The organism is Burkholderia sp. MR1-5-21, from assembly GCF_053427715.1.
Window position 1 is genome coordinate 16,618 of record NZ_JBSAXD010000052.1, and the last position, 20,760, is coordinate 37,377.

The window sequence follows — 20,760 nt, forward strand, 5'->3', positions numbered from 1 at the left end:
CCCCGTGACATTCGACGAAGTTCGGCAGATCGTGCTCGCGTGGCGGGGCGTCGAGGACGGCACGTCGTACGGCACGCCCGCGCTGAAGGTGAGGGGCAAGCTGCTCGCGCGGCTGCGCGAGGACGGCGACACGCTCGTCGTGAAGGGTGTCGGCCCCGACGAGCGCGCGTGGCTGATCGAATCCGAGCCCGACGTGTATTACGTGACCGATCACTACGTCGGCTGGCCGATCGTGCTGATGCGCCTGTCGGCCGCGGATCCTGACGCCGTGAAAAACCTGCTTCTGCGAGAATGGCGGGCGATCGTGCCCGCCAGGTGGCGCGACGAGATGGAGCGCGGCAACGCGTGACGGGCGCGCCGGGCGGTGCGTCTGTTGCATCGATTCGTATCGATGCAACAAGTGGTTCCATCGAAATTCATCAATTGGTTCTTAGTGAAGAACCGTTTGATGCTTACACTCCTTCGCTTCGAAGGTGGTTCCCCAATACGCCGACGGAAAGGGCGCCGCGATGCGCGAGCGCGATGTGCGACATATCGCACCGCACGCATCGCAGCGCACGCATTGCACCGCAGTTTCGCAGACCTGCGTGGCGTGCCTTTCAGAGCGGCCGCGGACCCGGCATCCGAGCGACGTGCGACGTGCGACGCACGTCCTGCCGAGTCGGCTCCGAGAACGACAATCCCAGCGCCGCCTTCACGCGATACCCGGGCATCCCGGAACCGTTTTTTTGGAGAGAGACACATGAATGGTAGTAAGACAGGCCTCGGCACCGGCCTGAAGCAGCGCCACGTGACGATGATGTCGATTGCGGGCGTGATCGGCGCCGGGCTGTTCGTCGGCTCCGGCCACGCGATCGCGGAAGCCGGCCCCGCGTCGATACTCGCGTATGCGATCGCGGGCGTGCTGGTCGTGCTGGTGATGCGCATGCTCGGCGAGATGGCCGTCGCGCATCCGGACAGCGGTTCGTTCTCCACCTATGCCGATCGCGCGATCGGCCACTGGGCCGGTTTCTCGATCGGCTGGCTGTACTGGTGGTTCTGGGTGCTCGTGATCCCGATCGAGGCGACCGCGGCGGCGACCATTCTGAATGCGTGGTTCCCGGGTGTCGCGACGTGGATTTTCGCGCTCGGCATCACGTCGGTGCTGACCGTGACCAACCTTTTCTCGGTCAAGAATTACGGCGAATTCGAATTCTGGTTCGCGCTGATCAAGGTTGTCGCGATCGTGGTGTTCCTGTGCATCGGCGGCGCGGCGATCGTCGGGATCATCCCGGCGCCGGCCGTATCGGGCGTGTCGAACCTGTTCGTGCACGAAGGCTTCATGCCGAAGGGCGCCGGCGCGGTGCTCGCGGCGATGCTGACGACGATGTTCTCGTTCCTCGGCACCGAGATCGTGACGATCGCGGCGGCCGAATCGGACAACCCGCAACGCCAGATCGTGCGTGCGACCAACTCGGTGATCTGGCGCATCACGCTGTTTTACCTCGGCTCGATCCTCGTCGTCGCCGCGATCGTCCCGTGGAACGACCCGCTGCTGCCGGCGCATGGCTCGTATCAGCGCGCGATGGAACTGATCGGCGTCCCGCACGCGAAGGCGATCATCGACGTGATCGTGCTCGTGTCGGTCGCGAGCTGCCTGAACTCGGCGCTGTACACCGCGTCGCGGATGCTGTTCTCGCTGTCGAAGCGCAAGGATGCGCCGGCGTTCCTGCATCGTACCGATGCGACCGGCACGCCGCGCGCGGCGGTGCTCGCGTCGACCGCGTTCGGTTTCCTGACCGTGATCGCGAATTACCTGATGCCGGAGCAGGTGTTCGGCTTCCTGCTCGCGACGTCGGGTGCGATCGCCTTGCTCGTGTATCTCGTGATCGCGATCTCGCAGCTGCGGATGCGTCGCACGCTCGAAGTGACCGGCGCGGACCTGACGCTGCGGATGTGGATGTTCCCGTGGCTCACGTGGGCGGCGATCCTGTTCATCTGCGGCACGCTGACCGTGATGCTGGTGAGCGAGGATCACCGGATGGAAGTGGGCGCGACTGCGGTGCTCGCGCTGATCGTGCTGCTGGCGTCGTGGCTGAACAAGCGCAGCCGCGATGCGCAGGCGAGCGCGGGACGGCGGGTGTCGGCGACGTGATGACGTGATGACGTGATGACGCGATGGCGGATGCGTGAGCGTCCGTCGTCGGCTCACCGGACGAATGCCCGGACAGACAATGGCCCGATCGGCGTATGCCGGTCGGGCCATTGGCGTTTTCGGGCGGTGAATTCGTCTGCCGGCGTTCTGATTGGCGCACGAAGAATCGAACTCGGACGATTTCATTGACGGGCGCGTCGTCGTGCATGGTTCGCTTCGACTGCGGGGCAAGTCGACGTGGAGATCGATTCGGATTCCTTTGTTAAAAATGAATCGGCGCAGGGAACGCGATCTCTTCATTCTCGATTCCAATCGGATTGCCTGAGCGCGGCACCCTCCCAAATCCGGTAGTTAAATTCACGCGAAATCGAGAAAGTTCGGCAAATGCCGCTTCGCGCGCGGCTGATTTTCTCCTTTGTTATCAGTGACTAACGTCGCATTCGGACAAGACCGAATTGAAAGGGCGTGCGTCCGTTACCTCCCAATATTCGTAGTAGTTGGATCGACCGCCAAGTAATTAAATGGGCGTCAACGAAAGGGAGGCAGCGATGCAAATCATCACGGGCACCACGACGACGCTTGGCGAACGAATGACCGCAAGGATGTTTGAGTACCGCTACAAGGTGTTTGTTGAAGTACTCGGCTGGGATCTGGAATGCGAGCGCGGCGTGGAGAAAGACCAGTTCGATCGCGAGGACACGGTCTATGTGCTGGCGCTCGACGACAACGGCGAACTGGTCGGCATCGCCCGCTTGCTGGACACCTCCCGGCCGTATCTGCTCGGCGGCGTCTTTCCTCAATTGCTCAACGGGATGCCGACGCCGTGCGATCCGGGCATCTGGGAGCTGTCCCGGTTTGCGGTGATGGACTTCAGCGCCGATCGCCGAGCGGCGCTGACCCAGATGTCGAGCGCCGAGGCCATCGATATGATTCGCGCGTCGATTCGCTGCGCGGCCATGCTGGGCGCGCGGGCGCTCGTCACCGTGTCGCCGCTGGGCGTCGAGCGTCTGCTGCGCCGTTCGGGGACGCGCGCCCACCGTCTGGGGCCGCCGATGGTGGTGAACGGCTACGCACTGTTCGCATGCTGGATCGACTGCGAGGAAGCGCGTGCAAGCGAGACCGAGCTGGCGAGCCGCATCGAGGTCAATCTGCCCCGGGGCGCAACGCCGGCGGGCATGCGCGTCGCTCTGGCGTGACTCGAGCACGCATCGCGATCGGAGATGAATCGAGCGTGTTCTCGAAAGCGCCGCCCGAGCGGCAGGTCGCGATGACCGCCGCCTCTCCGTTCAGGCGTCTGTGGAAGCCTCGGGATGTGGCCGATGTCGTGGCCGTCCTGGCCGGCGAGCAGGAGCGTTGGGTGACCGGTCAATCCTTGACGGTGGATGGCGGCGCGACCTGACATCGTCAGGGCTGGCGTAGAGGCGAGCCGGCGGGGAGGTCATGATCGAACGCCCCGCGTCAGCAAGTTCGATTGGAAGGATCAAGGATCGTGGAGCATGATTTCCGGCTTACCGATGATGGTCGTATCGGATTGACGATAGAGAGACTCTTGTCCGTGCCGCTGACCCACCTGATGTCGGGGTTGGACGAGGATGCCGATGACTGCGCCGATGGAGCGTCCAGCGTGTGGACCGGCTACACCGAATGGATCGGCGAGGTGGCGGACACCACCATCGTCCTGGGGTGGGATATCGAGATGGGCATGCAGATCGGGCAAGGGCAGTGGAGCCGGAGCGGCGCTCCGCGCTCGAACATCTGCCTGCTGGCTGCGGTCGGCGACGCGTATCCGTGGGAGAAGAATCTTGTCGTGCTGGGAACCGTCATCGATGCGCTGGTCTGGCAGCAAGCCGTGGCGCACAGCATCGAGCAGCGCTACCGTTGACTGCGGCCGGTCGATGCAACAGCGATTGGGTCGCTCAGTACAGGTAGCCGAGCAATGCCGCCTTCACGACGGCGGCCGTCTTGTTGGCGGCACCGAGCTTCGCCACGGCGTTCTTGATATGGAAATTGACCGTATTGTCCGAGATCGTGAGGATGGCCGAAATGTCGGCCGAGGTCTTGCCGTCCGCGGTCCAGCGCAGCACCTCGATTTCGCGCTCGGTCAGGTTGGCCGTGATGCTTGCGGTTTGTTCGAGCACGGCCGTCGACATGATCAGGTGGGTGATGTGGGCTAGCCACCGCCGCTTCGTGTCGTTCTCTGCCAGTTCCGCCGGTGTGAGCGGTTCCCGGGAACGCGCCAAGGTCAGCATGCTTCCCGTTCCCGTCTTGTCCATGACGGCCTGCGCCCAACCGACGCGAAGATTGTGCGCCTGGGCTTCCTCCCACATGACCGGCGCCGACTGGAACAGCTCGTCGCTCCAGATCACGGGGCGCCCGCTTTTGCGGCAAGCCTCGATGGTCGGATCGATGGCGATATAGCCTCTTTCCTTGTAATGGTCCTGCCACGCCTTCGGATAATTGTTCATCGTGATTATCTTGGGCTGAGTCAGCGGAAGCGGCTGTTTCACGCCATAGGCGTAATACTCGAAACCGAGTTCCCGGGATGCCTTCTCCACTTTTCGCAAAATCTCGTCGGTAGGCTGCGAGCCCCCGAGCAATTCGAGAAGGTCTTCTTGCCAGTTAAGCATGATGCGAATCGTAGAAAGGTGTATTGATGTTCGAGGCTATCGCATTCGGACATCATGTGATGCCAGCCCCGTCAGCATTGCTCCGGCATGGTTGGTCGATACGGCCCCCGGCGTCGTGACTACATGATGGTCTTGCCGTTCTTTCCCGCCGTTTTGTTTCACGATTCGAATCGATCGTCGCGATTGTTTCGGAATCGCGATTCGCTGCTCGCTCCAGCCGAGACCGGATCTTCCGCATTTTCAACGGGTTGCACCGGATCGATGCGGAAAATTCAAGGATTTTGTTGCCGATTATATGAAGAATGGATTTACCTGTATAGCTCGCGACCGGCGCGCCGGTTCTGCCTGATTGCGCGGCGGCGGTCGAATCCGCATTGGCGGGCGTGCGAGCGATCGCGCCCCGCCGCAAAAGAAAAGGCCCGCAAAAAATGCGGGCCTGTCGGGGGTGTTTCGTTCGCTTCGGTGCTCAGACGTTGAACAGGAAGTTCATCACGTCGCCGTCATGCACGACATATTCCTTCCCTTCCGCACGCATCTTCCCGGCTTCCTTCGCGCCTTGCTCGCCCTTGAACGCGATGAAATCGTCGAACGCGATCGTCTGCGCGCGGATGAAGCCGCGCTCGAAGTCGGTGTGGATCACGCCGGCCGCCTGCGGCGCCGTGTCGCCGATGTGGATCGTCCACGCGCGCACTTCCTTCACGCCCGCGGTGAAGTAGGTCTGCAGGCCGAGCAGCTTGAAGCCCGCGCGGATCACGCGGTCGAGGCCCGGCTCGTCCATGCCCATGTCGGCGAGGAACGCTTCCTTGTCCTCGTCGTCGAGATCGGCGATTTCCGCCTCGATCGCCGCGCACACCGCGACCACCGGTGCGTTCTCGCTTTCCGCGTACTTGCGCACCGCGTCGAGGTGCGGGTTGTTCTCGAAGCCGTCGTCCTTCACGTTCGCGACGTACATCGCCGGCTTCGCGGTGATCAGGCAGAACGGCTTGAGCAGCGCCTGCTCGTCGTCCGACAGCGCGAGGCCGCGCACGGCCTTGCCCTGGTCGAGCTGCGCGCGCACCTTGTCGAGCACCGCGACGAGCTTCGCCGCTTCCTTGTCGTTGCCCGACTTCGCGGCCTTCGAATAGCGCGTGAGCGCCTTCTCGACGGTGCCGAGGTCGGCGAGCGCGAGTTCGGTATTGATCACCTCGATGTCGTCGATCGGGCTGACCTTGCCGGCGACGTGGATGACGTTCTCGTCCTCGAAGCAGCGCACGACGTGCGTGATCGCGTCGGTTTCGCGGATGTTCGCGAGGAACTGGTTGCCGAGGCCTTCGCCCTTGCTCGCGCCCGCGACGAGGCCCGCGATGTCGACGAACTCGACGACGGCCGGCACGACGCGCTCGGGCTTGACGATTTCCGACAGCGCCTTCAGGCGCGTGTCCGGCACTTCGACGATGCCGACGTTCGGCTCGATCGTGCAGAACGGGTAGTTCTCGGCGGCGATGCCGGCCTTGGTCAGCGCATTGAACAGGGTGGACTTGCCGACGTTGGGCAAGCCGACGATGCCGCATTTGAGGCTCATGGAATCCTTCGAACGGGAGAAGCGGCGCGGCCGGACAGGGCGCGGCGGCGCGGGACAAAGAGGGCGGCCGGCGCTTGGGCAGCGCGACGGGCCGACGTTCAAAGACGCTATTGTACCGTGCCGCCGGGCCGGTTTCCGGGGGCGGGCCTCGCCCGGCCCATGCTGCCGGCCGGGCGGGCAGCGGTCTCGCGTCGCGGAGCAGGCTTCGCGCGCCGGCCGGGCCGTTGCTCCGGCGACCGGCGCGATTCCCCTGATTTCCCGCAAAGTCCGGCCACGTAAGGGTTTGGCCCCGCGGCTATAATGCCCGCCATGACTGCCCACCATACCTTCGACGTCGCCGTGGTCGGCGGCGGGCTCGTCGGCAAGACGGCCGCGCTCGCGCTCACCCAGTCCGGCTACAAGACCGCGTTGCTCGCCCAGCCCGCGACGCCGCGTCCCGCCGATCTCGCGTTCGACACGCGCGTCTACGCGCTGTCGTCCAGCTCGCAGGCGCTGCTCGAACGCCTGCGCGTCTGGCAGGCGCTCGATCACGGCCGGCTTGCGCCTGTCTACGACATGCGCGTGTACGGCGACGCGCACGCCGAACTCCATTTCTCCGCGTACCAGGCGTCGGTGCCGCAGCTCGCGTGGATTGCCGAATCGTCGCTGATCGAGACGTCGCTCGATGCCGCGCTGCGGTTCCAGCCGAACCTGACGTGGTTCGACGCGCGCGCGCAAGGCTTCGACGTACGCGACGACGCGGCGGTGCTCACGCTGTCGTCCGGGCAGGTGCTCGAAGCCGACCTGATTGTCGGTGCGGACGGCGCGCATTCATGGGTGCGTTCGCAAATGGGGGCCAAGGTCGAGCGGCGCGACTACCGGCAGACCGGCGTCGTCGCGAACTTCAAGGCGTCGCTGCCGCACCGCGAAACGGCGTACCAGTGGTTCCACGACGGCGAAATCGTCGCGCTGCTGCCGTTGCCGGACGGTCACGTGTCGCTCGTCTGGTCGGCGCACACCGCGCACGCGGACGATCTGCTGACGCTCGATCCCGCGCAGCTCGCGGCGGAGGTCGAGCGCGTATCGCACGGGCAGGTCGGCACGCTCGACTGCGTGACGCCGGCGGCCGGCTTTCCGCTCGCGCTGCAGACCGTCGACAAGCTGATCGCGCCCCGCGTCGCGCTCGTCGGCGACGCGGCGCACCTGATCCATCCGCTCGCGGGCCAGGGGATGAACCTCGGGCTGCGCGACGTCGCGGCGCTCGCCGATGCGATCGCGAACAAGGAGAGCTTCCGCAACCTCGGCGATCCCGTGCTGCTGCGCCGCTACGAGCGGTCGCGCCGCGAGGACATCCGCGCGCTGATGATCGCGACCGACGGCCTGCAGCGGCTGTTCGCGGTGCCCGGTTCGTTGGCGAAGGCCGTGCGCAACGCGGGCATGGCGTTCGTCGGCGCGCAGCCGCTCGTCAAGCGCTGGCTCGTGTCGGCCGCGCTCGGCTGATCGAACCTTCGTACAGATCCCCGGTCGGACACGATTCCGTTACGGCGTACACTATGCCGTGCACTCCGATTGAGCTGAAGGAAGATTTCGATGAAAAAAACGATCCGCATCGCCTCGCTGGCGCTGGCCGTCGCCGCGGCGACGCTGGGCTGCACCGCGCAGGCCGACCAGACCACCGACAAACTGAAGGCGACGCTGCAATCCCGTCTCGGCGGCGACGCGCCGATCAAGAGCGTGTCGAAGTCGCCGGTCGCGGGCCTGTATGAAGTGAACCTCGGCTCGCAGATCATCTACAGCGACGCGTCGGGCGACTACGTGCTGCTCGGCGATCTCGTCGACGCGAAGACGCGCAAGAACCTGACCGAGGCGCGCCTCGCCGAAATCAACAAGATCGATTTCGCGAGCCTGCCGCTCGCCAATGCGATCAAGGTCGTCAAGGGCAACGGCGCGCGCAAGATCGCCGTGTTCTCCGATCCGAACTGTCCGTACTGCAAGCGGCTCGAAACGACGCTGCAGTCGGTCGACAACGTCACCGTCTACACGTTCCTGTATCCGGTGCTGTCGCCGGATTCGACCGCGAAGTCGAAGGCGATCTGGTGCGCGACGGACCGCGCGAAGACGTGGGAGAGCTGGATGCTCGACCATCGCGTCCCGACGAACGCCGCGAGCTGCGACACGAGCGCGCTCGACAAGAACCTCGCGCTCGGCCGCGGGATGAACGTCACCGGCACGCCGACGATCTTCCTGCCGGACGGCCGCCGCCTGCCGGGTGCCGTGTCCGCCGAGCAGCTGAACGAGGCGCTCGCTTCGAACAAGTAACCGACTGACGCGCCGGGCCGTGAGGCCCGGCCGGCGAGGGGCGCACGGGGCTTCGACCCGGCGCCTCTCGTCGTTTCTGACGCCGTAATCCCGACCGACCTCCACGATGAAAACGCCGATCCGCTATTCGATTGCCCCGAAAGATCTCGCCGCACACCTGTTCGAAGTGTCCGTGACGGTCGCCGATCCCGATCCCGAAGGCCAGCGGTTCGCGCTGCCCGTGTGGATTCCGGGTAGCTACCTCGTGCGCGAGTTCGCGCGCAACATCGTGACGCTGCACGCGTTCAACGACGCGGGCCGCAAGGTGCGGATCGCGAAGACCGACAAGCACACATGGCAGGCCGCGCCGGTGAAGGGCGCGCTGACGCTGCGCTACGACGTCTACGCATGGGACCTGTCGGTGCGCTCCGCGTATGTCGACGGTACCGGCGGCTTCTTCAACGGCACCGCGGTGTTCCTCAGCGTCGCCGGCCGCGAGGACGCGCCGTGCGACGTCGAGATCGCGAAGCCGGCGGGCGCCGCGTTCCGTTCGTGGCGCGTCGCGACCGCGTTGCCCGAGGCGCGCGGCACGAAACGCTACGCATTCGGCGCCTATCGCGCGTCGAACTACGACGAACTGGCCGACCATCCGGTGACGATCGGCGAATTCGCGCTCGCAACATTCGACGCGCACGGCGTGCCCCACGACATCGTGATCGCCGGTCGCGTGACGCAGCTCGACATGGAGCGGCTCCGCTCGGACCTGAAGCGCGTATGCGAAGCGCAGATCGCGCTGTTCGAGCCGAAGTCGAAGAAGGCGCCGATGGATCGCTACGTGTTCATGACGCTCGCGGTCAGCGACGGCTACGGCGGCCTCGAGCATCGCGCGTCGACCGCGCTGATCTGCAACCGCACCGATCTGCCGGTGAAGGGGCGTCCGGATACGTCGGAAGGCTATCGCACGTTTCTCGGCCTCTGCAGCCACGAGTATTTCCACACGTGGAACGTAAAGCGCATCAAGCCGGCGGCGTTCGTGCCGTACGACCTGGCGCAGGAGAACTACACGTCGCTGCTGTGGCTGTTCGAAGGCTTCACGTCGTATTACGACGACCTGATGCTCGTGCGCAGCGGGCTGATGTCGCAGGACGAATATTTCGCGGCGCTCGGCCGTACGATCGGCGGCGTGCTGCGCGGCACCGGGCGCCTGAAGCAGAGCGTCGCCGAAAGCTCGTTCGATGCGTGGATCAAGTACTACCGGCAGGACGAGAACGCGACCAACGCAATCGTCAGCTACTACCAGAAAGGCTCGCTCGTGGCGCTCGCGTTCGACCTCGCGATCCGCGCGCAGACCCGCAACCGCAAGTCGCTCGACGACGTGATGCGGCTGCTATGGCAGCGCTACGGCCGCGATTTCTACCGCGGCCAGCAGGCGGGCGTCGGCGAGGACGAAGTCGACGCGCTGATCGAGGAGGCGACCGGCGTCGCGCTCGGCCGCCTGTTCGCCGATGCGGTGCACGGCACGCGCGACCTGCCGCTCGCCGAACTGCTCGCGCCGTTCGGCGTGACGCTCGCGCCGGACCTCGGCGCGAACGGCGCGCTCGCGAAGCCGACGATCGGTGCGCGCCTGCGCGGCGGCGCGGACTGCACGCTGGCGGCGGTCTACGAGGGCGGCGCCGCGCACCATGCGGGGCTGTCGGCCGGCGACACGCTGATCGCGCTCGACGGGCTGCGCGTGACCGGCGCGAACCTCGATACGCTGCTCGCGCGCTACCGTCCGGGCGACAAGGTCGAGATCCATGCATTCCGCCGCGACGAGCTGCGTACCGCGAAACTGAAGCTCGACGGCCCCGAGGTCGCACGCTACAAGCTGATCGCCGCCGCGAAGCCGGCGGCGCAGCGCACGGTGCGCGAAGCCTGGCTGAAGGGCTGAGCGGCCGAACGGACAGGCTCCGGCAATCAGGGCGCGATCAAGCATTGTTCTGTTGCTGCAACAATCCGTCGCCCTGAGCCTGCTTTTTCGCGATATTGAGGCCACGCACAATGGCATCACTCGCGCTGCTGAAGCGCAACCCAACCGGAGCCTGACATGACGACCATTCTGCAAATCAATTCCGCGGCGCGCTCGCAAGGTGCGCAGTCCACGCTGCTGGCCAACGAACTCACGGCAAAGCTGCAACAATCGAACCCCGGCGCGAAGGTCGTGGTTCGCAACCTGCTGACGGATGCACTGCCGCATCTCGACGAATCGGTGCTCGGCGCGTTCTTCACGCCGGCTGACCAGCGCACCGCGGAACAGAATGCGATCGTCGCGAAGAGCGACGCGCTGATCGCCGAACTGCAGGCTGCCGACATCGTCGTGCTCGGCGCACCGATGTACAACTTCGGCGTGTCGTCGCAACTGAAGACGTACTTCGACTGGATCGCCCGCGCCGGCGTCACGTTCCGCTACACCGAGAACGGTCCGGAAGGCCTGATCAAGGGCAAGAAGGTGCACGTGGTGACGGCGCGCGGCGGCAAGTACCTCGGTACGCCGAACGACAGCCATACGCCGTACCTGCGTACGTTCCTCGGCTTCCTTGGCATGACCGACGTGAACTTCATTCACGCGGAAGGGCTGAACCTGGGGCCGGATGCGCAAAACGCGGCGCTCGCCAGCGCACGCGAGGCAATCGCCGCCGCATAAGGCCGGTTGCGTCGGACCCGGTGCGTCCGTCCGCCCAGCCGAAAAAAAACGCCGCGTACCTGGAAAGGTACGCGGCGTTTTTGCATTTGCGACCGAAGCGACGTGGCGCCGGGCGCCGCCTACGCGAGCGTCTCGGCCTCGTCCGGCAGGCGCCAGTCGATCGCGTCGCGGCCCTGCGTGACGAGGTAGTCGTTCGCGAGCGTGAAATGGCGGCAGCCGAGGAAGCCGCGATGTGCAGACAGCGGCGACGGATGCGGCGCCTCGAGCACGCAATGCGCGTTCGCATCGAACAGCGCGCGCTTGGCCTGCGCGTGCGCGCCCCACAGCATGAACACGAGCCCGCGATGGCGGTTCGCCAGTTCGCGGATCAGCGTATCCGTGCATTGCTCCCAGCCGCGCTTCGCGTGGCTCGCGGCCGCGCCGCGCTCGACCGTCAGCACGGTGTTGAGCAGCAGCACGCCCTGGCGAGCCCACGTGTCGAGACAGCCGTGACGCGGCGTGTCGTGACCGAAGTTCGAGGCGATCTCCTTGAAGATGTTGCGCAGCGACGGCGGCGGGCGGACCGCCGGCGGCACCGAGAACGCGAGGCCGTGCGCCTGCGGCGTGCCGCGGTCGTCGCCGTGGTACGGGTCCTGGCCGAGGATCACGACTTTCACGTCGTCCGGGCTCGTGAGCCGCAGCGCGCGGAACACGTCGGCCGGATAGACGGTCTTGCCGGCCGCGCGCTCGTCGTCGACGAAGCGGCACAGCGGCGCGTAAGCGTCGCTGTCGGTGAACGGCTTGAGGACGTCGCGCCACACATCCGGCAGCGCGTCGAACTGCGCGGCGAGATGCAGGATGCCGTCCGGCGCACGCGGCGTGCTTGCGGGAGCGGCAGGGGTTGCGCGTGCCGGGGAAGCGCCGGCGGCGACAGGCGCCGCCGATCCGGTGGATGGAGTCGATTCGGCCGGCGTCTCGGGCACGGGATCGTCGAACAGTGACGCCTGTTGCGGCGCGCGGGAAGTCTTGCGGGTTGCCATGCGTGATTACTGCGCGCGCAGCCGGTAGCCGCGCTGCGCTTTGCTGATGTTGTCGGGGGTGAGGCCGGGCAGCGCCTGCTGCAGCTCGGCGGCGAGCGTCGCGAGCGCCGCTTCCGGGCCGTCGAGCAATTCGAGTTCGATTTCGCTGATCGGTTCACGGCGCGTTGCGTTGTCGGCCTCGACGGTGATCTCGCCGAGATCCACCGCGGCTTCGATGGTCGCACCACCGTGCGCGATGCGCCACAGCGTGCGCGAGAAATCGGTGCGGAACAGCGCGTGCAGCGCGGGCGCTGCGTCACGCAGCGCGGCAGCGGCATCGGGCACGTCGCACGCGGCGACAAGCGCGTCGATCTCGAGCGCGTCGCCGGCCACGGGCAGCTCCCATTCGTGACGCCGATGCAGCCCGCCTTCCGCGGTGCCGACCGTCTTGAACGTCTGCAGCCAGCCGTGCGGCGCGCGGCGCACCCGCACCGCGCTCTTCGAGCGGGCGAGCGCGAGATCGGGCGTGTCGTAATAGACGTTCGCGAGCGCGATCTCGCGGCCCGGTTCGCCCGTCAGCGTCGCAAAGAACTGCCGCGCCGCGTCGGCCTGGCCGGCCGGCAGCGCGAGCTTGATTTCCTTCTCGATCGCCATCAGAAGAACATCCGTGCGAGTTCGGCGCCCGGTTGCTCGGCGCGCATGAACGCTTCGCCGACGAGGAACGTGTTCACGTTGGCCGCGCGCATCGTGTCGACGTCGATGCGCGACAGGATGCCCGATTCGGTCACGACGATGCGGTCCTGCGGAATCATGTCGAGCATGTCGAGCGTCGTCTGGATCGACGTCTCGAACGTGCGCAGGTTGCGGTTGTTGATGCCGAGGAGTGGCGTCTTCAGCGTGAGCGCCTGCTCCATCTCGTTGCGGTCGTGCACTTCGACCAGCACCGCGAGCCCGAGCGAATGCGCATATGCTTCGAGATCCTGCATCAGCGGCGTGTCGAGCGCGGCGGCGATCAGCAGGATCGCGTCGGCGCCCATCGCGCGCGCTTCGAGGATCTGGTACGCGTCGACGATGAAGTCCTTGCGCAGCACCGGCAGCGTACAGGCTGCGCGCGCTTCCTCGAGATAGCGGACGCTGCCCTGGAAGAACTGTTCGTCGGTCAGCACCGACAGGCACGCGGCGCCGTGCGACGCGTACGAGCGGGCGATGTCGGCCGGCACGAAGTGCTCGCGCAGCACGCCCTTCGACGGGCTGGCCTTCTTGACCTCTGCAATGACGGCGGCCTGGCCGGCCGCGTGCTTCGCGCGCAGCGCGCCGACGAAGTCGCGCAGGTCGCGCGCGGACGCGTCCAGCTTCAACGCCTCGAGCGGCGTGCTGCGCATGGCCGCCGCGACTTCTTCGCGCTTGACGGCAATGATTCGTTCGAGAATGTCGCTCATGTGAGTCTCGTGCTTGATTCGGGTTCGAAAGGGCGCGTCAGCGCTTGAATTGCTGCGTGAAGCGCACCAGCTCGTCGACCTTCGCGCGCGCCTTGCCGCTCGCGATCGCCTCGCGGGCGAGCTGGATACCGTCGGCGATCGACGCGGCGATGTTCGCTGCATACAGCGCGGTGCCTGCGTTCAGCGTGACGATCTCGCGCGCGACGCCCGGCTGGTTGTCGAGCGCGCCGAGCAGCATCACGCGCGATTCGTCGGCATTTTCCACCTTCAGCGTACGGTTCGACACCATCTGCAGGCCGAAATCCTCCGGATGGATCTCGTACTCGTGCACCTCGCCGTCGCGCAGTTCGCCGACGAGCGTCGCGGCGCCGAGCGACACCTCGTCCATTCCGTCCTTGCCGTACACGACGAGCACGTGCTGTGCGCCGAGGCGCTGCATCACGCGCACCTGGATGCCGACGAGGTCCGGGTGAAACACGCCCATCAGCTGGTTCGGCGCGCCCGCGGGGTTGGTCAGCGGGCCGAGGATGTTGAAGATCGTCCGCACGCCGAGTTCGCGGCGCACCGCCGCGATGTTCTTCATCGCCGGGTGATGGTTCGGCGCGAACATGAAGCCCATGCCCGTTTCGGCGATCGACGCCGCGACCTGGTCCGGCTGCAGGTCGATGTTGACGCCGAGCGCCTCGAGCACGTCGGCGCTGCCGGACTTGCTCGACACGCCGCGGTTGCCGTGCTTCGCGACCTTCGCGCCGGCCGCCGCGGTGACGAACATCGACGCGGTCGAGATGTTGAACGTGTGCGAGCCGTCGCCGCCGGTGCCGACGATGTCGACGAAGTTCGAGTTGTCCTGCACCTCGACGTGGTTCGCGAATTCGCGCATCACGGTCGCGGCGGCGGCGATCTCGCCAATCGTCTCCTTCTTCACGCGCAGGCCGGTGATGATCGCGGCCGCCATCACCGGCGACATGTCGCCGCGCATGATGAGCCGCATCAGGTGCAGCATCTCGTCGTGGAAGATCTCGCGGTGCTCGATCGTGCGTTGCAGCGCTTCCTGTGGGGTGATCGTCATCGTGAGGCTCCCGTCAGGCGGCGTGCGCGGCCGCGCGGGCCTGCTTGAGGAAGTTCTCGAGCAGCGCGTGGCCGTGCTCGGACAGGATCGATTCCGGATGGAACTGCACGCCTTCGATCGGCAGCGACTTGTGGCGCACGCCCATGATCTCGCCGTCGTCGGTCCACGCGGAAATCTCGAGGCAGTCGGGCAGCGATTCGCGCTCGATCGCGAGCGAGTGGTAGCGCGTGACGTCGAAATGCTTCGGCAGGTCGGCAAACACGCCGCGGCAGTCGGTTTCGATCTTGCTCACCTTGCCGTGCATGATGGTCTTCGCGCGCACGACGCGGCCGCCGAACGCTTCGCCGATCGCCTGATGGCCGAGGCAGACGCCGAGGATCGGCTTCTTGCCCGCGAATTCGCGCAGCACGTCGAGCGTGATCCCCGCGTGCTGCGGGTTGCTCGGGCCGGGCGACAGGCAGATCGAATCGGGATTCAGGCGCGCGATCTCGTCGAGCGTGATTTCGTCGTTGCGATAGGTGTGCACGTCCTCGCCCAGCTCGCCGAAGTACTGGACCAGGTTGTAAGTGAACGAATCGTAGTTGTCGATCATGAGCAGCATGGTCAGTCTCCGGTCAGAAGTCGCTGTCGAGGCCGTCTTGGACCTGTTCGGCCGCACGCAGCACCGCGCGCGCCTTGTTCTCGGTCTCTTGCCATTCGGATTCGGGTACCGAATCCGCGACGACGCCGGCCGCCGCTTGCACATACAGGTTGCCGTTGTGGATCAGGCCCGTGCGGATCGCGATCGCGAGATCCATCTCGCCGGAGAACGACAGGTAGCCGACGGCGCCGCCGTACAGCCCGCGCTTGATCGGCTCGAGCTCGTCGATCAGCTCCATCGCGCGCACCTTCGGCGCGCCGGACAGCGTGCCGGCCGGGAACGTCGCGCGCAGCACGTCGTAGTTCGTCATGCCGGGCTTCAGCTTGCCTTCGACCGAGCTGACGATGTGCTGCACGTGCGAGTACTTCTCGATCACCATCTTGTCGGTCACCTGGACCGAGCCGATTTCCGCGATGCGGCCGACGTCGTTGCGCGCGAGGTCGATCAGCATCACGTGCTCGGCGATTTCCTTCGGATCGTTCAGCAGCTCGGTTGCGAGCTCCGCATCACGTTCCGGCGTGTTGCCGCGCGGCCGCGTGCCGGCGAGCGGGCGGATCGTGACGATCTGGTCGTCGCCGCGCTTTTCCTGGCGCACGAGGATTTCCGGCGATGCGCCGACCACGTGGAAATCGCCGAAGTTGTAGTAATACATGTACGGCGACGGATTCAGCGAGCGCAGCGCGCGGTACAGCGACAGCGGGTTGTCGCGGTACGGCTTCGTCAGCCGCTGGCCGACCTGGATCTGCATCAGCTCGCCGGCCGCGATGTACTCCTTCGCCTGGCGCACGGCGGCCAGATAGTCTTCCTTCTTGAACTCGCGGAACGTCTCGGTGCGCACGCTCGCCGACGTGACGGGCGGCTGCACGGTCGCGCGCAACCGCTGCTTCAGTTCGCGCAGGCGCTGCTTCGCCTTCGTGTACGCCTCCGGCTGGCCCGGATCGGCATAGATGATCAGGTACAGCTTGCCGGCGAGGTTGTCGATCACCGCGACTTCCTCGGTCAGCAGCAGCTGGATGTCGGGCAGGCCGAGATCGTCGCGCGGCGCGGTGTCCGCGAGCTTCTTCTCGATGTAGCGCACCGCGTCGTAGCCGAAATAACCGGCGAGGCCGCCGCAGAAGCGCGGCAGGCCGGGGCGCTGCGCGACCTTGAAGCGCGCCTGGAACGCGGCGATGAATTCGAACGGGTCGCCGTCGTGCGTTTCGACGACCTGCCCGTCGCGCACGACTTCGGAGAGGCCGTTGCGGGTGCGCAAGAGTGTGCGCGCGGGCAGGCCGATGAACGAATAGCGGCCGAAGCGTTCGCCGCCGACCACCGATTCGAGCAGGAACGAATTGGCGCCGTTGCGCTCCGGCTGCGCCAGTTTCAGGTAGAGGGACAGCGGTGTTTCGAGGTCGGCCAGGGCTTCCGCGATCAGCGGGATGCGGTTGTAGCCTTCGTTCGCGAGCGATTGGAATTCGAGTTCGGTCATGTTCCGGTCCTGTTCGGGACGAGCGGCGGAATGCGCCGGGGATCACGGGGTGCTGCGCGAGCTGCCGTCGGCTGAAGGGCGGTCGATCGTGGTGTGCCTGCCGGCGGGCGCGGCCCGGACGCGAACGTCGTTCATGTGCCTGCGGCCGGCCCTGAACGGACAGGTCCGGATGCGGTCATGCGGCAGGTGAAGCGGCGATCGGCGCGCGGATGCGCAGCGAGATAAAAAACGGCGCTGAAGACGTGCTTCAGCGTACCTCATCGAGGTTAGCGCGACCAGCGACGCCAGGGCCAGGCTCCCCGGTCGATGCTGCTCAGACTCCGTTTTTTATTCAGAAACATGCGGATGGAAGAATTAGATCAGACGGTTGGCTGGCCGGCGTTGTGCGCGGCGATCGCGCGGGCCGCGACCAGCAACGAGCCGACTATACCATCCGAATTTATCGTTTGTATAGCCTTGCCATGGTTGTAGCCGTACGGCACCGTCAGCGTCGCCATGCCCGCCGCGCGGCCCGCGAGGGCGTCGTTTTCCGAATCGCCGATCGCGACCGCCGCATCCGGCGCGATCCCCAGCGCGTTGCACGCGGTCAGCATCGGCAGCGGATCGGGTTTCTTGCGCGGCACGCTGTCGCCGCCGAGCACGATGCCGAAACGGTCGATCAGCCCGTATTGCTCGAGCAGTTCGACCGCGAAGCGGTGCGGCTTGTTGGTCACGCAAGCGAGCTTGATGCCCGCGTCGCGCAGCGCGTCGAGTCCGGCCGCGACATCCGGGTAGAGACGTGCGTGGCGGCCGTTGATCTTCGCGTATTCGACCTGGTAGATCGCGAGCGCGTCATTGAAGCGCGCGTGCGCATCGTCCGCCGTGAAGCGCGGCTTCAGCACGCTCTGGATCAGGTGCTCGGAGCCCTTGCCGACATAGCCGATCACTTCGTCGCGCGACGTTGCCGGCGCGTCGAGCTGCGCCAGCATGCCGTTCAGGCCGGCGGTGAAATCGTCGGCGGTATCGACCATCGTGCCGTCGAGATCGATCAGCGCCGCGTCGATGCGCGGCGCGGCGAAGCGGATCGGTGCGACCGGCGTAGGTGCGGCAGGCTCGTGCGCGGCCAGTTGCGAGTCAGCCATGGCGTCAGCTCTGCTTGACCGTCGCGAGCTGGCTGCGCATCTCGTCGATCACCTTGCGATAGTCGGGCTTGCCGAAGATCGCCGAACCCGCGACGAACGTATCGGCGCCGGCTGCGGCGATCTCCGCGATGTTGTCGGTCTTCACGCCGCCGTCCACTTCAAGCAGGATCTCGCGGCCCGTGCGTTCGGTGTAGGCATCGATGCGCGCGCGCGTCTCGCGCAGCTTGTTCAACGTTTCCGGAATGAAGGACTGGCCGCCGAAACCCGGGTTGACCGACATCAGCAGCACGAAGTCGAGGCGATCCATCACGTAGTCGAGATAGTTCAGCGGCGTCGCCGGGTTGAACACGAGGCCGGCCTTGCAGCCGTGATCGCGGATCAGCGACAGCGTGCGGTCGATGTGATCGGAGCCTTCCGGGTGGAAGCTGATCAGGTTCGCGCCCGCCTTCGCGAAATCGGGCACGATCCGGTCGACCGGGCGCACCATCAGGTGCACGTCGATCGGCACCTGCACGTGCGGGCGGATCGCCTCGCAGACGAGCGGGCCGATCGTCAGGTTCGGGACGTAGTGGTTGTCCATCACGTCGAAGTGGATCCAGTCGGCGCCGGCGGCGACCACGTTGCGGACTTCTTCGCCGAGCCGTGCGAAATCGGCCGACAGGATGCTGGGAGCGATGCGGAATTGGGTCATGACTGAGGAGCGGGGACGCTGCGGCGCAAAACCGCCATTCTACCGCCGGGGGGCGGCCGTGCGCGCGGTTGCGGGCCGGTGCTGCATCAAGCAGAATGCCGAACCAAAGCGGCGCGTCCGCGGCCCGGCGTCGCACGAAGCAGGCGCGGGCCGGTCACCACCCCAGCGGAATCACCATGAGTCAGTATCAGTTCACCGTTTCGGTGAAAACCAGTTATTTACCGGAACAATCCGACCCCGAGCGCCGTCAATACGCATTCGCGTACACGCTGACGATCCGGAATACCGGACAGGTCGCGGCGCAGCTGATCGCACGCCACTGGATCATCACGGACAGCGAAAGTCACGTGCAGGAAGTGAAGGGGCTTGGCGTCGTCGGCCATCAGCCGCTGCTGCAGCCGGGCGAGCAGTTCGAATACACGAGCTGGGCGGTGATCGCGACGCCTGTCGGCACGATGCGCGGTGAGTATTTCTGCGTGGCCGAGGACGGCGAGCGCTTCGAAGCGCCGATCGACGAGTTCGCGCTGCACATGCCGCGCACGCTCCATTGAGCGTGCGGACGCGGTGGAATCAGTGCGGCTGACGGTCGTTGTTGCGGGCGTGCTTTTTTCTGCCCGAGGCTGTCCACGCGACGATGAAGATCAGCAGGGCGAGCGCCAGGAAAGCTTCCAGCGCGAAGATGAGCATCGGATATTGGTCGAGAAGATCTGACATGGCGGTTTCCATCAAGAACGGACATTGTATGTGGTTTGCGCCCCGGTTGGCCGGGTGGGCGGCGGCAGCCGCGACGGCGGCGTTGCTCGCAGCATGCGGCGGCACGCCGACGCGGACCTCCTCCGTGAATCCGCCGACCGGCGCTGCGATCGTGCCGGGGCAGGTCGCCGCCACGCGGCTGACGCCGGTCGCATGGCAGCAGGTGCCGGGCTGGCAGGACGATGCGCTGATCGGCGCGACGGCCGCGCTGCGGCAGAACTGCACGCGGCTTGCGCGCCAGCCGGCATGGCGGCGCGCCTGCGCAGCGGCGGACCAGCTCGACGAGCTCGACGTCAGCAGTGCCCGCGCGTTCTTCGAAGCGTATTTCACGCCGTTCCAGTTCGCGAACAGCGACGGCACGCTCGACGGGCTCGTCACCGGCTACTACGAGCCGCTCCTGCATGGTTCGCGCGTGCGGCGCGGGCCGTATCAATATGCGCTGTATCGCTGGCCGGCCAGCTATCGGACCGGCTCCGCGCTGCCGGCGCGTGCGCAGCTCGAGCGCGCGGGCGTCCTGAACGGCAACGAGCTCGTGTGGGTCGACGATCCGATCGAGGCGTTCTTCCTGCAGGTGCAGGGCTCTGGACGGGTGCTGCTCGACGACGGCTCGGTGATGCGCGTCGGCTACGGCGGCACCAACAACCAGCCGTACCGCTCGATCGGCAAGTGGCTGCTCGATCGTGGCGAGCTGACGCCCGCCCAGGCGACGATGCAGGGCATCAAGGCATGGGCGAAGGCGAATCCGACCCGCGTCGATGCGTTGCTCGACACAAACCCCCGGTTCGTGTTCTTCCGCGAGATGCCGTCGAAGGAAGACGTGCCGCACGGCGGCTCGGACGGTCCGGTCGGCGCGCTCGGCGTGCCGCTCACGCCGGAGCGTTCGATCGCGGTCGATCCGTCGTCGATTCCGCTCGGCACGCCGGTCTTCCTGCAGACGACGCGTCCGCTGACCAATACGCCGATGAACCGTCTCGTGTTCGCGCAGGATACGGGCACGGCGATCAAGGGCGGTGTGCGGGCGGATTATTTCTGGGGGCTCGGGGATGACGCCGGCGATCAGGCCGGACGGATGAAGCAGATCGGCCGGATGTGGTTGCTGTTTCCGAATTCGTGATGCGGGGCGTGCGCTTGTGTGCTGATGACGCAACGCCCGGCGCCCGGCGCGTGGCCGTGTGAGGTGCGCCATTTCACGCCCCGTTTCGCGGTGACGTCGGCCATCGGCGATCCGATCGCCGCGTCCCTGCCGCCTTGAATCGAGCGGCGAGACGGCAGAGACAGCGTGACCGATGCAGCCCGATC

General features: G+C 66.2%; 22 protein-coding genes. 11 read left to right on the plus strand and 11 right to left on the minus strand.

What is annotated here, in order from left to right; genetic code table 11:
- Window positions 1-4: 4 nt before the first annotated feature.
- The 5 genes from ACV229_RS38585 (at window position 5) to ACV229_RS38605 (ending at window position 4,016) form a co-directional block, all read left to right on the plus strand.
- Window positions 5-349 (plus strand): MmcQ/YjbR family DNA-binding protein, encoded by a 345-nt coding sequence (locus tag ACV229_RS38585; protein WP_448088300.1) that lies wholly within the window; start codon window positions 5-7, stop codon window positions 347-349.
- A 393-nt stretch (window positions 350-742) separates the two neighbouring features.
- A complete protein-coding gene (gene gabP / locus ACV229_RS38590) occupies window positions 743-2,134 on the plus strand; it encodes a GABA permease (RefSeq protein ID WP_448088301.1) in 1,392 nt (463 codons plus the stop codon).
- Between the two features lie 548 nt (window positions 2,135-2,682).
- Window positions 2,683-3,330 (plus strand): acyl-homoserine-lactone synthase, encoded by a 648-nt coding sequence (locus ACV229_RS38595; RefSeq protein ID WP_448088302.1) that lies wholly within the window; start codon window positions 2,683-2,685, stop codon window positions 3,328-3,330.
- Window positions 3,331-3,365: 35 nt separating this feature from the next.
- The gene (locus tag ACV229_RS38600; protein ID WP_448088303.1) at window positions 3,366-3,533 is read left to right on the plus strand and encodes an SDR family oxidoreductase; all 168 of its coding nucleotides are present in this window, start codon (window positions 3,366-3,368) and stop codon (window positions 3,531-3,533) included.
- Between the two features lie 90 nt (window positions 3,534-3,623).
- Window positions 3,624-4,016 carry a DUF4902 domain-containing protein gene (locus ACV229_RS38605; RefSeq protein WP_448088304.1) on the plus strand — a complete coding sequence of 131 codons (393 nt, stop codon included), beginning with the start codon at window positions 3,624-3,626 and terminating at the stop codon, window positions 4,014-4,016.
- 34 nt (window positions 4,017-4,050) lie between these two features.
- Here the strand turns inward: ACV229_RS38605 and ACV229_RS38610 are convergent, their stop codons facing one another.
- Together ACV229_RS38610 and ychF are read right to left on the minus strand one after the other, a co-directional pair.
- Window positions 4,051-4,761, minus strand: a complete 711-nt coding sequence (locus tag ACV229_RS38610) for an autoinducer binding domain-containing protein (RefSeq protein ID WP_448088305.1) — start codon at window positions 4,759-4,761, stop codon at window positions 4,051-4,053.
- A 466-nt stretch (window positions 4,762-5,227) separates the two neighbouring features.
- Window positions 5,228-6,322: a redox-regulated ATPase YchF gene (ychF, locus tag ACV229_RS38615; RefSeq protein WP_448088306.1), complete on the minus strand. Its 1,095-nt coding sequence runs from the start codon at window positions 6,320-6,322 to the stop codon at window positions 5,228-5,230.
- Between the two features lie 300 nt (window positions 6,323-6,622).
- Between ychF and ACV229_RS38620 the strand changes: the two genes are divergently transcribed.
- From ACV229_RS38620 to ACV229_RS38635, 4 genes are all read left to right on the plus strand, one after another.
- Window positions 6,623-7,801, plus strand: coding sequence for a UbiH/UbiF family hydroxylase (locus ACV229_RS38620; protein WP_448088307.1), 1,179 nt, complete (start codon window positions 6,623-6,625; stop codon window positions 7,799-7,801).
- A 90-nt stretch (window positions 7,802-7,891) separates the two neighbouring features.
- Entirely contained in the window at window positions 7,892-8,620 is a 729-nt protein-coding gene (locus ACV229_RS38625; protein ID WP_448088308.1) for a DsbC family protein, read from the plus strand.
- A gap of 106 nt (window positions 8,621-8,726) precedes the next feature.
- The gene (locus tag ACV229_RS38630; protein WP_448088309.1) at window positions 8,727-10,529 is read left to right on the plus strand and encodes a M61 family metallopeptidase; all 1,803 of its coding nucleotides are present in this window, start codon (window positions 8,727-8,729) and stop codon (window positions 10,527-10,529) included.
- Between the two features lie 156 nt (window positions 10,530-10,685).
- Complete coding sequence (locus ACV229_RS38635; protein ID WP_448088310.1) at window positions 10,686-11,282, plus strand: FMN-dependent NADH-azoreductase; 597 nt, start codon at window positions 10,686-10,688, stop codon at window positions 11,280-11,282.
- Window positions 11,283-11,401: 119 nt separating this feature from the next.
- Here the strand turns inward: ACV229_RS38635 and ACV229_RS38640 are convergent, their stop codons facing one another.
- The 8 genes from ACV229_RS38640 to rpe all read right to left on the minus strand — a co-directional run bounded on the left by ACV229_RS38640 (window position 11,402) and on the right by rpe (window position 18,708).
- Entirely contained in the window at window positions 11,402-12,301 is a 900-nt protein-coding gene (locus ACV229_RS38640; protein WP_448088311.1) for a uracil-DNA glycosylase, read from the minus strand.
- Window positions 12,302-12,307: 6 nt separating this feature from the next.
- Window positions 12,308-12,934: a CYTH domain-containing protein gene (locus ACV229_RS38645; protein ID WP_448088312.1), complete on the minus strand. Its 627-nt coding sequence runs from the start codon at window positions 12,932-12,934 to the stop codon at window positions 12,308-12,310.
- Entirely contained in the window at window positions 12,934-13,719 is a 786-nt protein-coding gene (gene trpC, locus ACV229_RS38650) for an indole-3-glycerol phosphate synthase TrpC (protein ID WP_448088313.1), read from the minus strand. Before trpC ends, ACV229_RS38645 begins: the two co-directional genes overlap by 1 nt.
- A gap of 37 nt (window positions 13,720-13,756) precedes the next feature.
- The gene (gene trpD / locus ACV229_RS38655; RefSeq protein ID WP_448088314.1) at window positions 13,757-14,788 is read right to left on the minus strand and encodes an anthranilate phosphoribosyltransferase; all 1,032 of its coding nucleotides are present in this window, start codon (window positions 14,786-14,788) and stop codon (window positions 13,757-13,759) included.
- Between the two features lie 13 nt (window positions 14,789-14,801).
- The gene (locus ACV229_RS38660) at window positions 14,802-15,389 is read right to left on the minus strand and encodes an aminodeoxychorismate/anthranilate synthase component II (RefSeq protein WP_448088315.1); all 588 of its coding nucleotides are present in this window, start codon (window positions 15,387-15,389) and stop codon (window positions 14,802-14,804) included.
- Window positions 15,390-15,402: 13 nt separating this feature from the next.
- Window positions 15,403-16,896, minus strand: a complete 1,494-nt coding sequence (trpE, locus tag ACV229_RS38665; protein ID WP_448088316.1) for an anthranilate synthase component I — start codon at window positions 16,894-16,896, stop codon at window positions 15,403-15,405.
- 359 nt (window positions 16,897-17,255) lie between these two features.
- Window positions 17,256-18,017, minus strand: a complete 762-nt coding sequence (locus ACV229_RS38670; RefSeq protein ID WP_448088317.1) for a phosphoglycolate phosphatase — start codon at window positions 18,015-18,017, stop codon at window positions 17,256-17,258.
- 4 nt (window positions 18,018-18,021) lie between these two features.
- Entirely contained in the window at window positions 18,022-18,708 is a 687-nt protein-coding gene (rpe, locus tag ACV229_RS38675) for a ribulose-phosphate 3-epimerase (RefSeq protein ID WP_448079436.1), read from the minus strand.
- Window positions 18,709-18,884: 176 nt separating this feature from the next.
- Between rpe and apaG the strand changes: the two genes are divergently transcribed.
- On the plus strand, window positions 18,885-19,259 hold the full coding sequence (gene apaG / locus ACV229_RS38680) for a Co2+/Mg2+ efflux protein ApaG (protein WP_448088318.1): 375 nt from the start codon (window positions 18,885-18,887) through the stop codon (window positions 19,257-19,259).
- Window positions 19,260-19,278: 19 nt separating this feature from the next.
- On the opposite strand, the gene ACV229_RS38685 is transcribed toward apaG, so the two are convergent.
- The gene (locus ACV229_RS38685; protein WP_448088319.1) at window positions 19,279-19,422 is read right to left on the minus strand and encodes a hypothetical protein; all 144 of its coding nucleotides are present in this window, start codon (window positions 19,420-19,422) and stop codon (window positions 19,279-19,281) included.
- A 28-nt stretch (window positions 19,423-19,450) separates the two neighbouring features.
- On the opposite strand from ACV229_RS38685, the gene mltA reads away from it, so the two are divergent.
- Window positions 19,451-20,575, plus strand: a complete 1,125-nt coding sequence (gene mltA, locus ACV229_RS38690) for a murein transglycosylase A (protein ID WP_448088320.1) — start codon at window positions 19,451-19,453, stop codon at window positions 20,573-20,575.
- Window positions 20,576-20,760: the final 185 nt, after the last annotated feature.

Bases quoted from the DNA above. Each gene is read 5' to 3' on its own strand.
- gabP (WP_448088301.1), top strand. From the start codon at position 743: ATGAATGGTAGTAAGACAGGCCTCGGCACCGGCCTGAAGCAGCGCCAC.
- ACV229_RS38595 (WP_448088302.1), top strand. From the start codon at position 2,683: ATGCAAATCATCACGGGCACCACGACGACGCTTGGCGAACGAATGACC.
- ACV229_RS38610 (WP_448088305.1), bottom strand. From the start codon at position 4,761: ATGCTTAACTGGCAAGAAGACCTTCTCGAATTGCTCGGGGGCTCGCAG.
- ychF (WP_448088306.1), bottom strand. From the start codon at position 6,322: ATGAGCCTCAAATGCGGCATCGTCGGCTTGCCCAACGTCGGCAAGTCC.
- ACV229_RS38620 (WP_448088307.1), top strand. From the start codon at position 6,623: ATGCCCGCCATGACTGCCCACCATACCTTCGACGTCGCCGTGGTCGGC.
- ACV229_RS38625 (WP_448088308.1), top strand. From the start codon at position 7,892: ATGAAAAAAACGATCCGCATCGCCTCGCTGGCGCTGGCCGTCGCCGCG.
- ACV229_RS38630 (WP_448088309.1), top strand. From the start codon at position 8,727: ATGAAAACGCCGATCCGCTATTCGATTGCCCCGAAAGATCTCGCCGCA.
- ACV229_RS38635 (WP_448088310.1), top strand. From the start codon at position 10,686: ATGACGACCATTCTGCAAATCAATTCCGCGGCGCGCTCGCAAGGTGCG.
- ACV229_RS38640 (WP_448088311.1), bottom strand. From the start codon at position 12,301: ATGGCAACCCGCAAGACTTCCCGCGCGCCGCAACAGGCGTCACTGTTC.
- ACV229_RS38645 (WP_448088312.1), bottom strand. From the start codon at position 12,934: ATGGCGATCGAGAAGGAAATCAAGCTCGCGCTGCCGGCCGGCCAGGCC.
- trpC (WP_448088313.1), bottom strand. From the start codon at position 13,719: ATGAGCGACATTCTCGAACGAATCATTGCCGTCAAGCGCGAAGAAGTC.
- trpD (WP_448088314.1), bottom strand. From the start codon at position 14,788: ATGACGATCACCCCACAGGAAGCGCTGCAACGCACGATCGAGCACCGC.
- ACV229_RS38660 (WP_448088315.1), bottom strand. From the start codon at position 15,389: ATGCTGCTCATGATCGACAACTACGATTCGTTCACTTACAACCTGGTC.
- trpE (WP_448088316.1), bottom strand. From the start codon at position 16,896: ATGACCGAACTCGAATTCCAATCGCTCGCGAACGAAGGCTACAACCGC.
- ACV229_RS38670 (WP_448088317.1), bottom strand. From the start codon at position 18,017: ATGGCTGACTCGCAACTGGCCGCGCACGAGCCTGCCGCACCTACGCCG.
- rpe (WP_448079436.1), bottom strand. From the start codon at position 18,708: ATGACCCAATTCCGCATCGCTCCCAGCATCCTGTCGGCCGATTTCGCA.
- apaG (WP_448088318.1), top strand. From the start codon at position 18,885: ATGAGTCAGTATCAGTTCACCGTTTCGGTGAAAACCAGTTATTTACCG.
- ACV229_RS38685 (WP_448088319.1), bottom strand. From the start codon at position 19,422: ATGTCAGATCTTCTCGACCAATATCCGATGCTCATCTTCGCGCTGGAA.
- mltA (WP_448088320.1), top strand. From the start codon at position 19,451: ATGTGGTTTGCGCCCCGGTTGGCCGGGTGGGCGGCGGCAGCCGCGACG.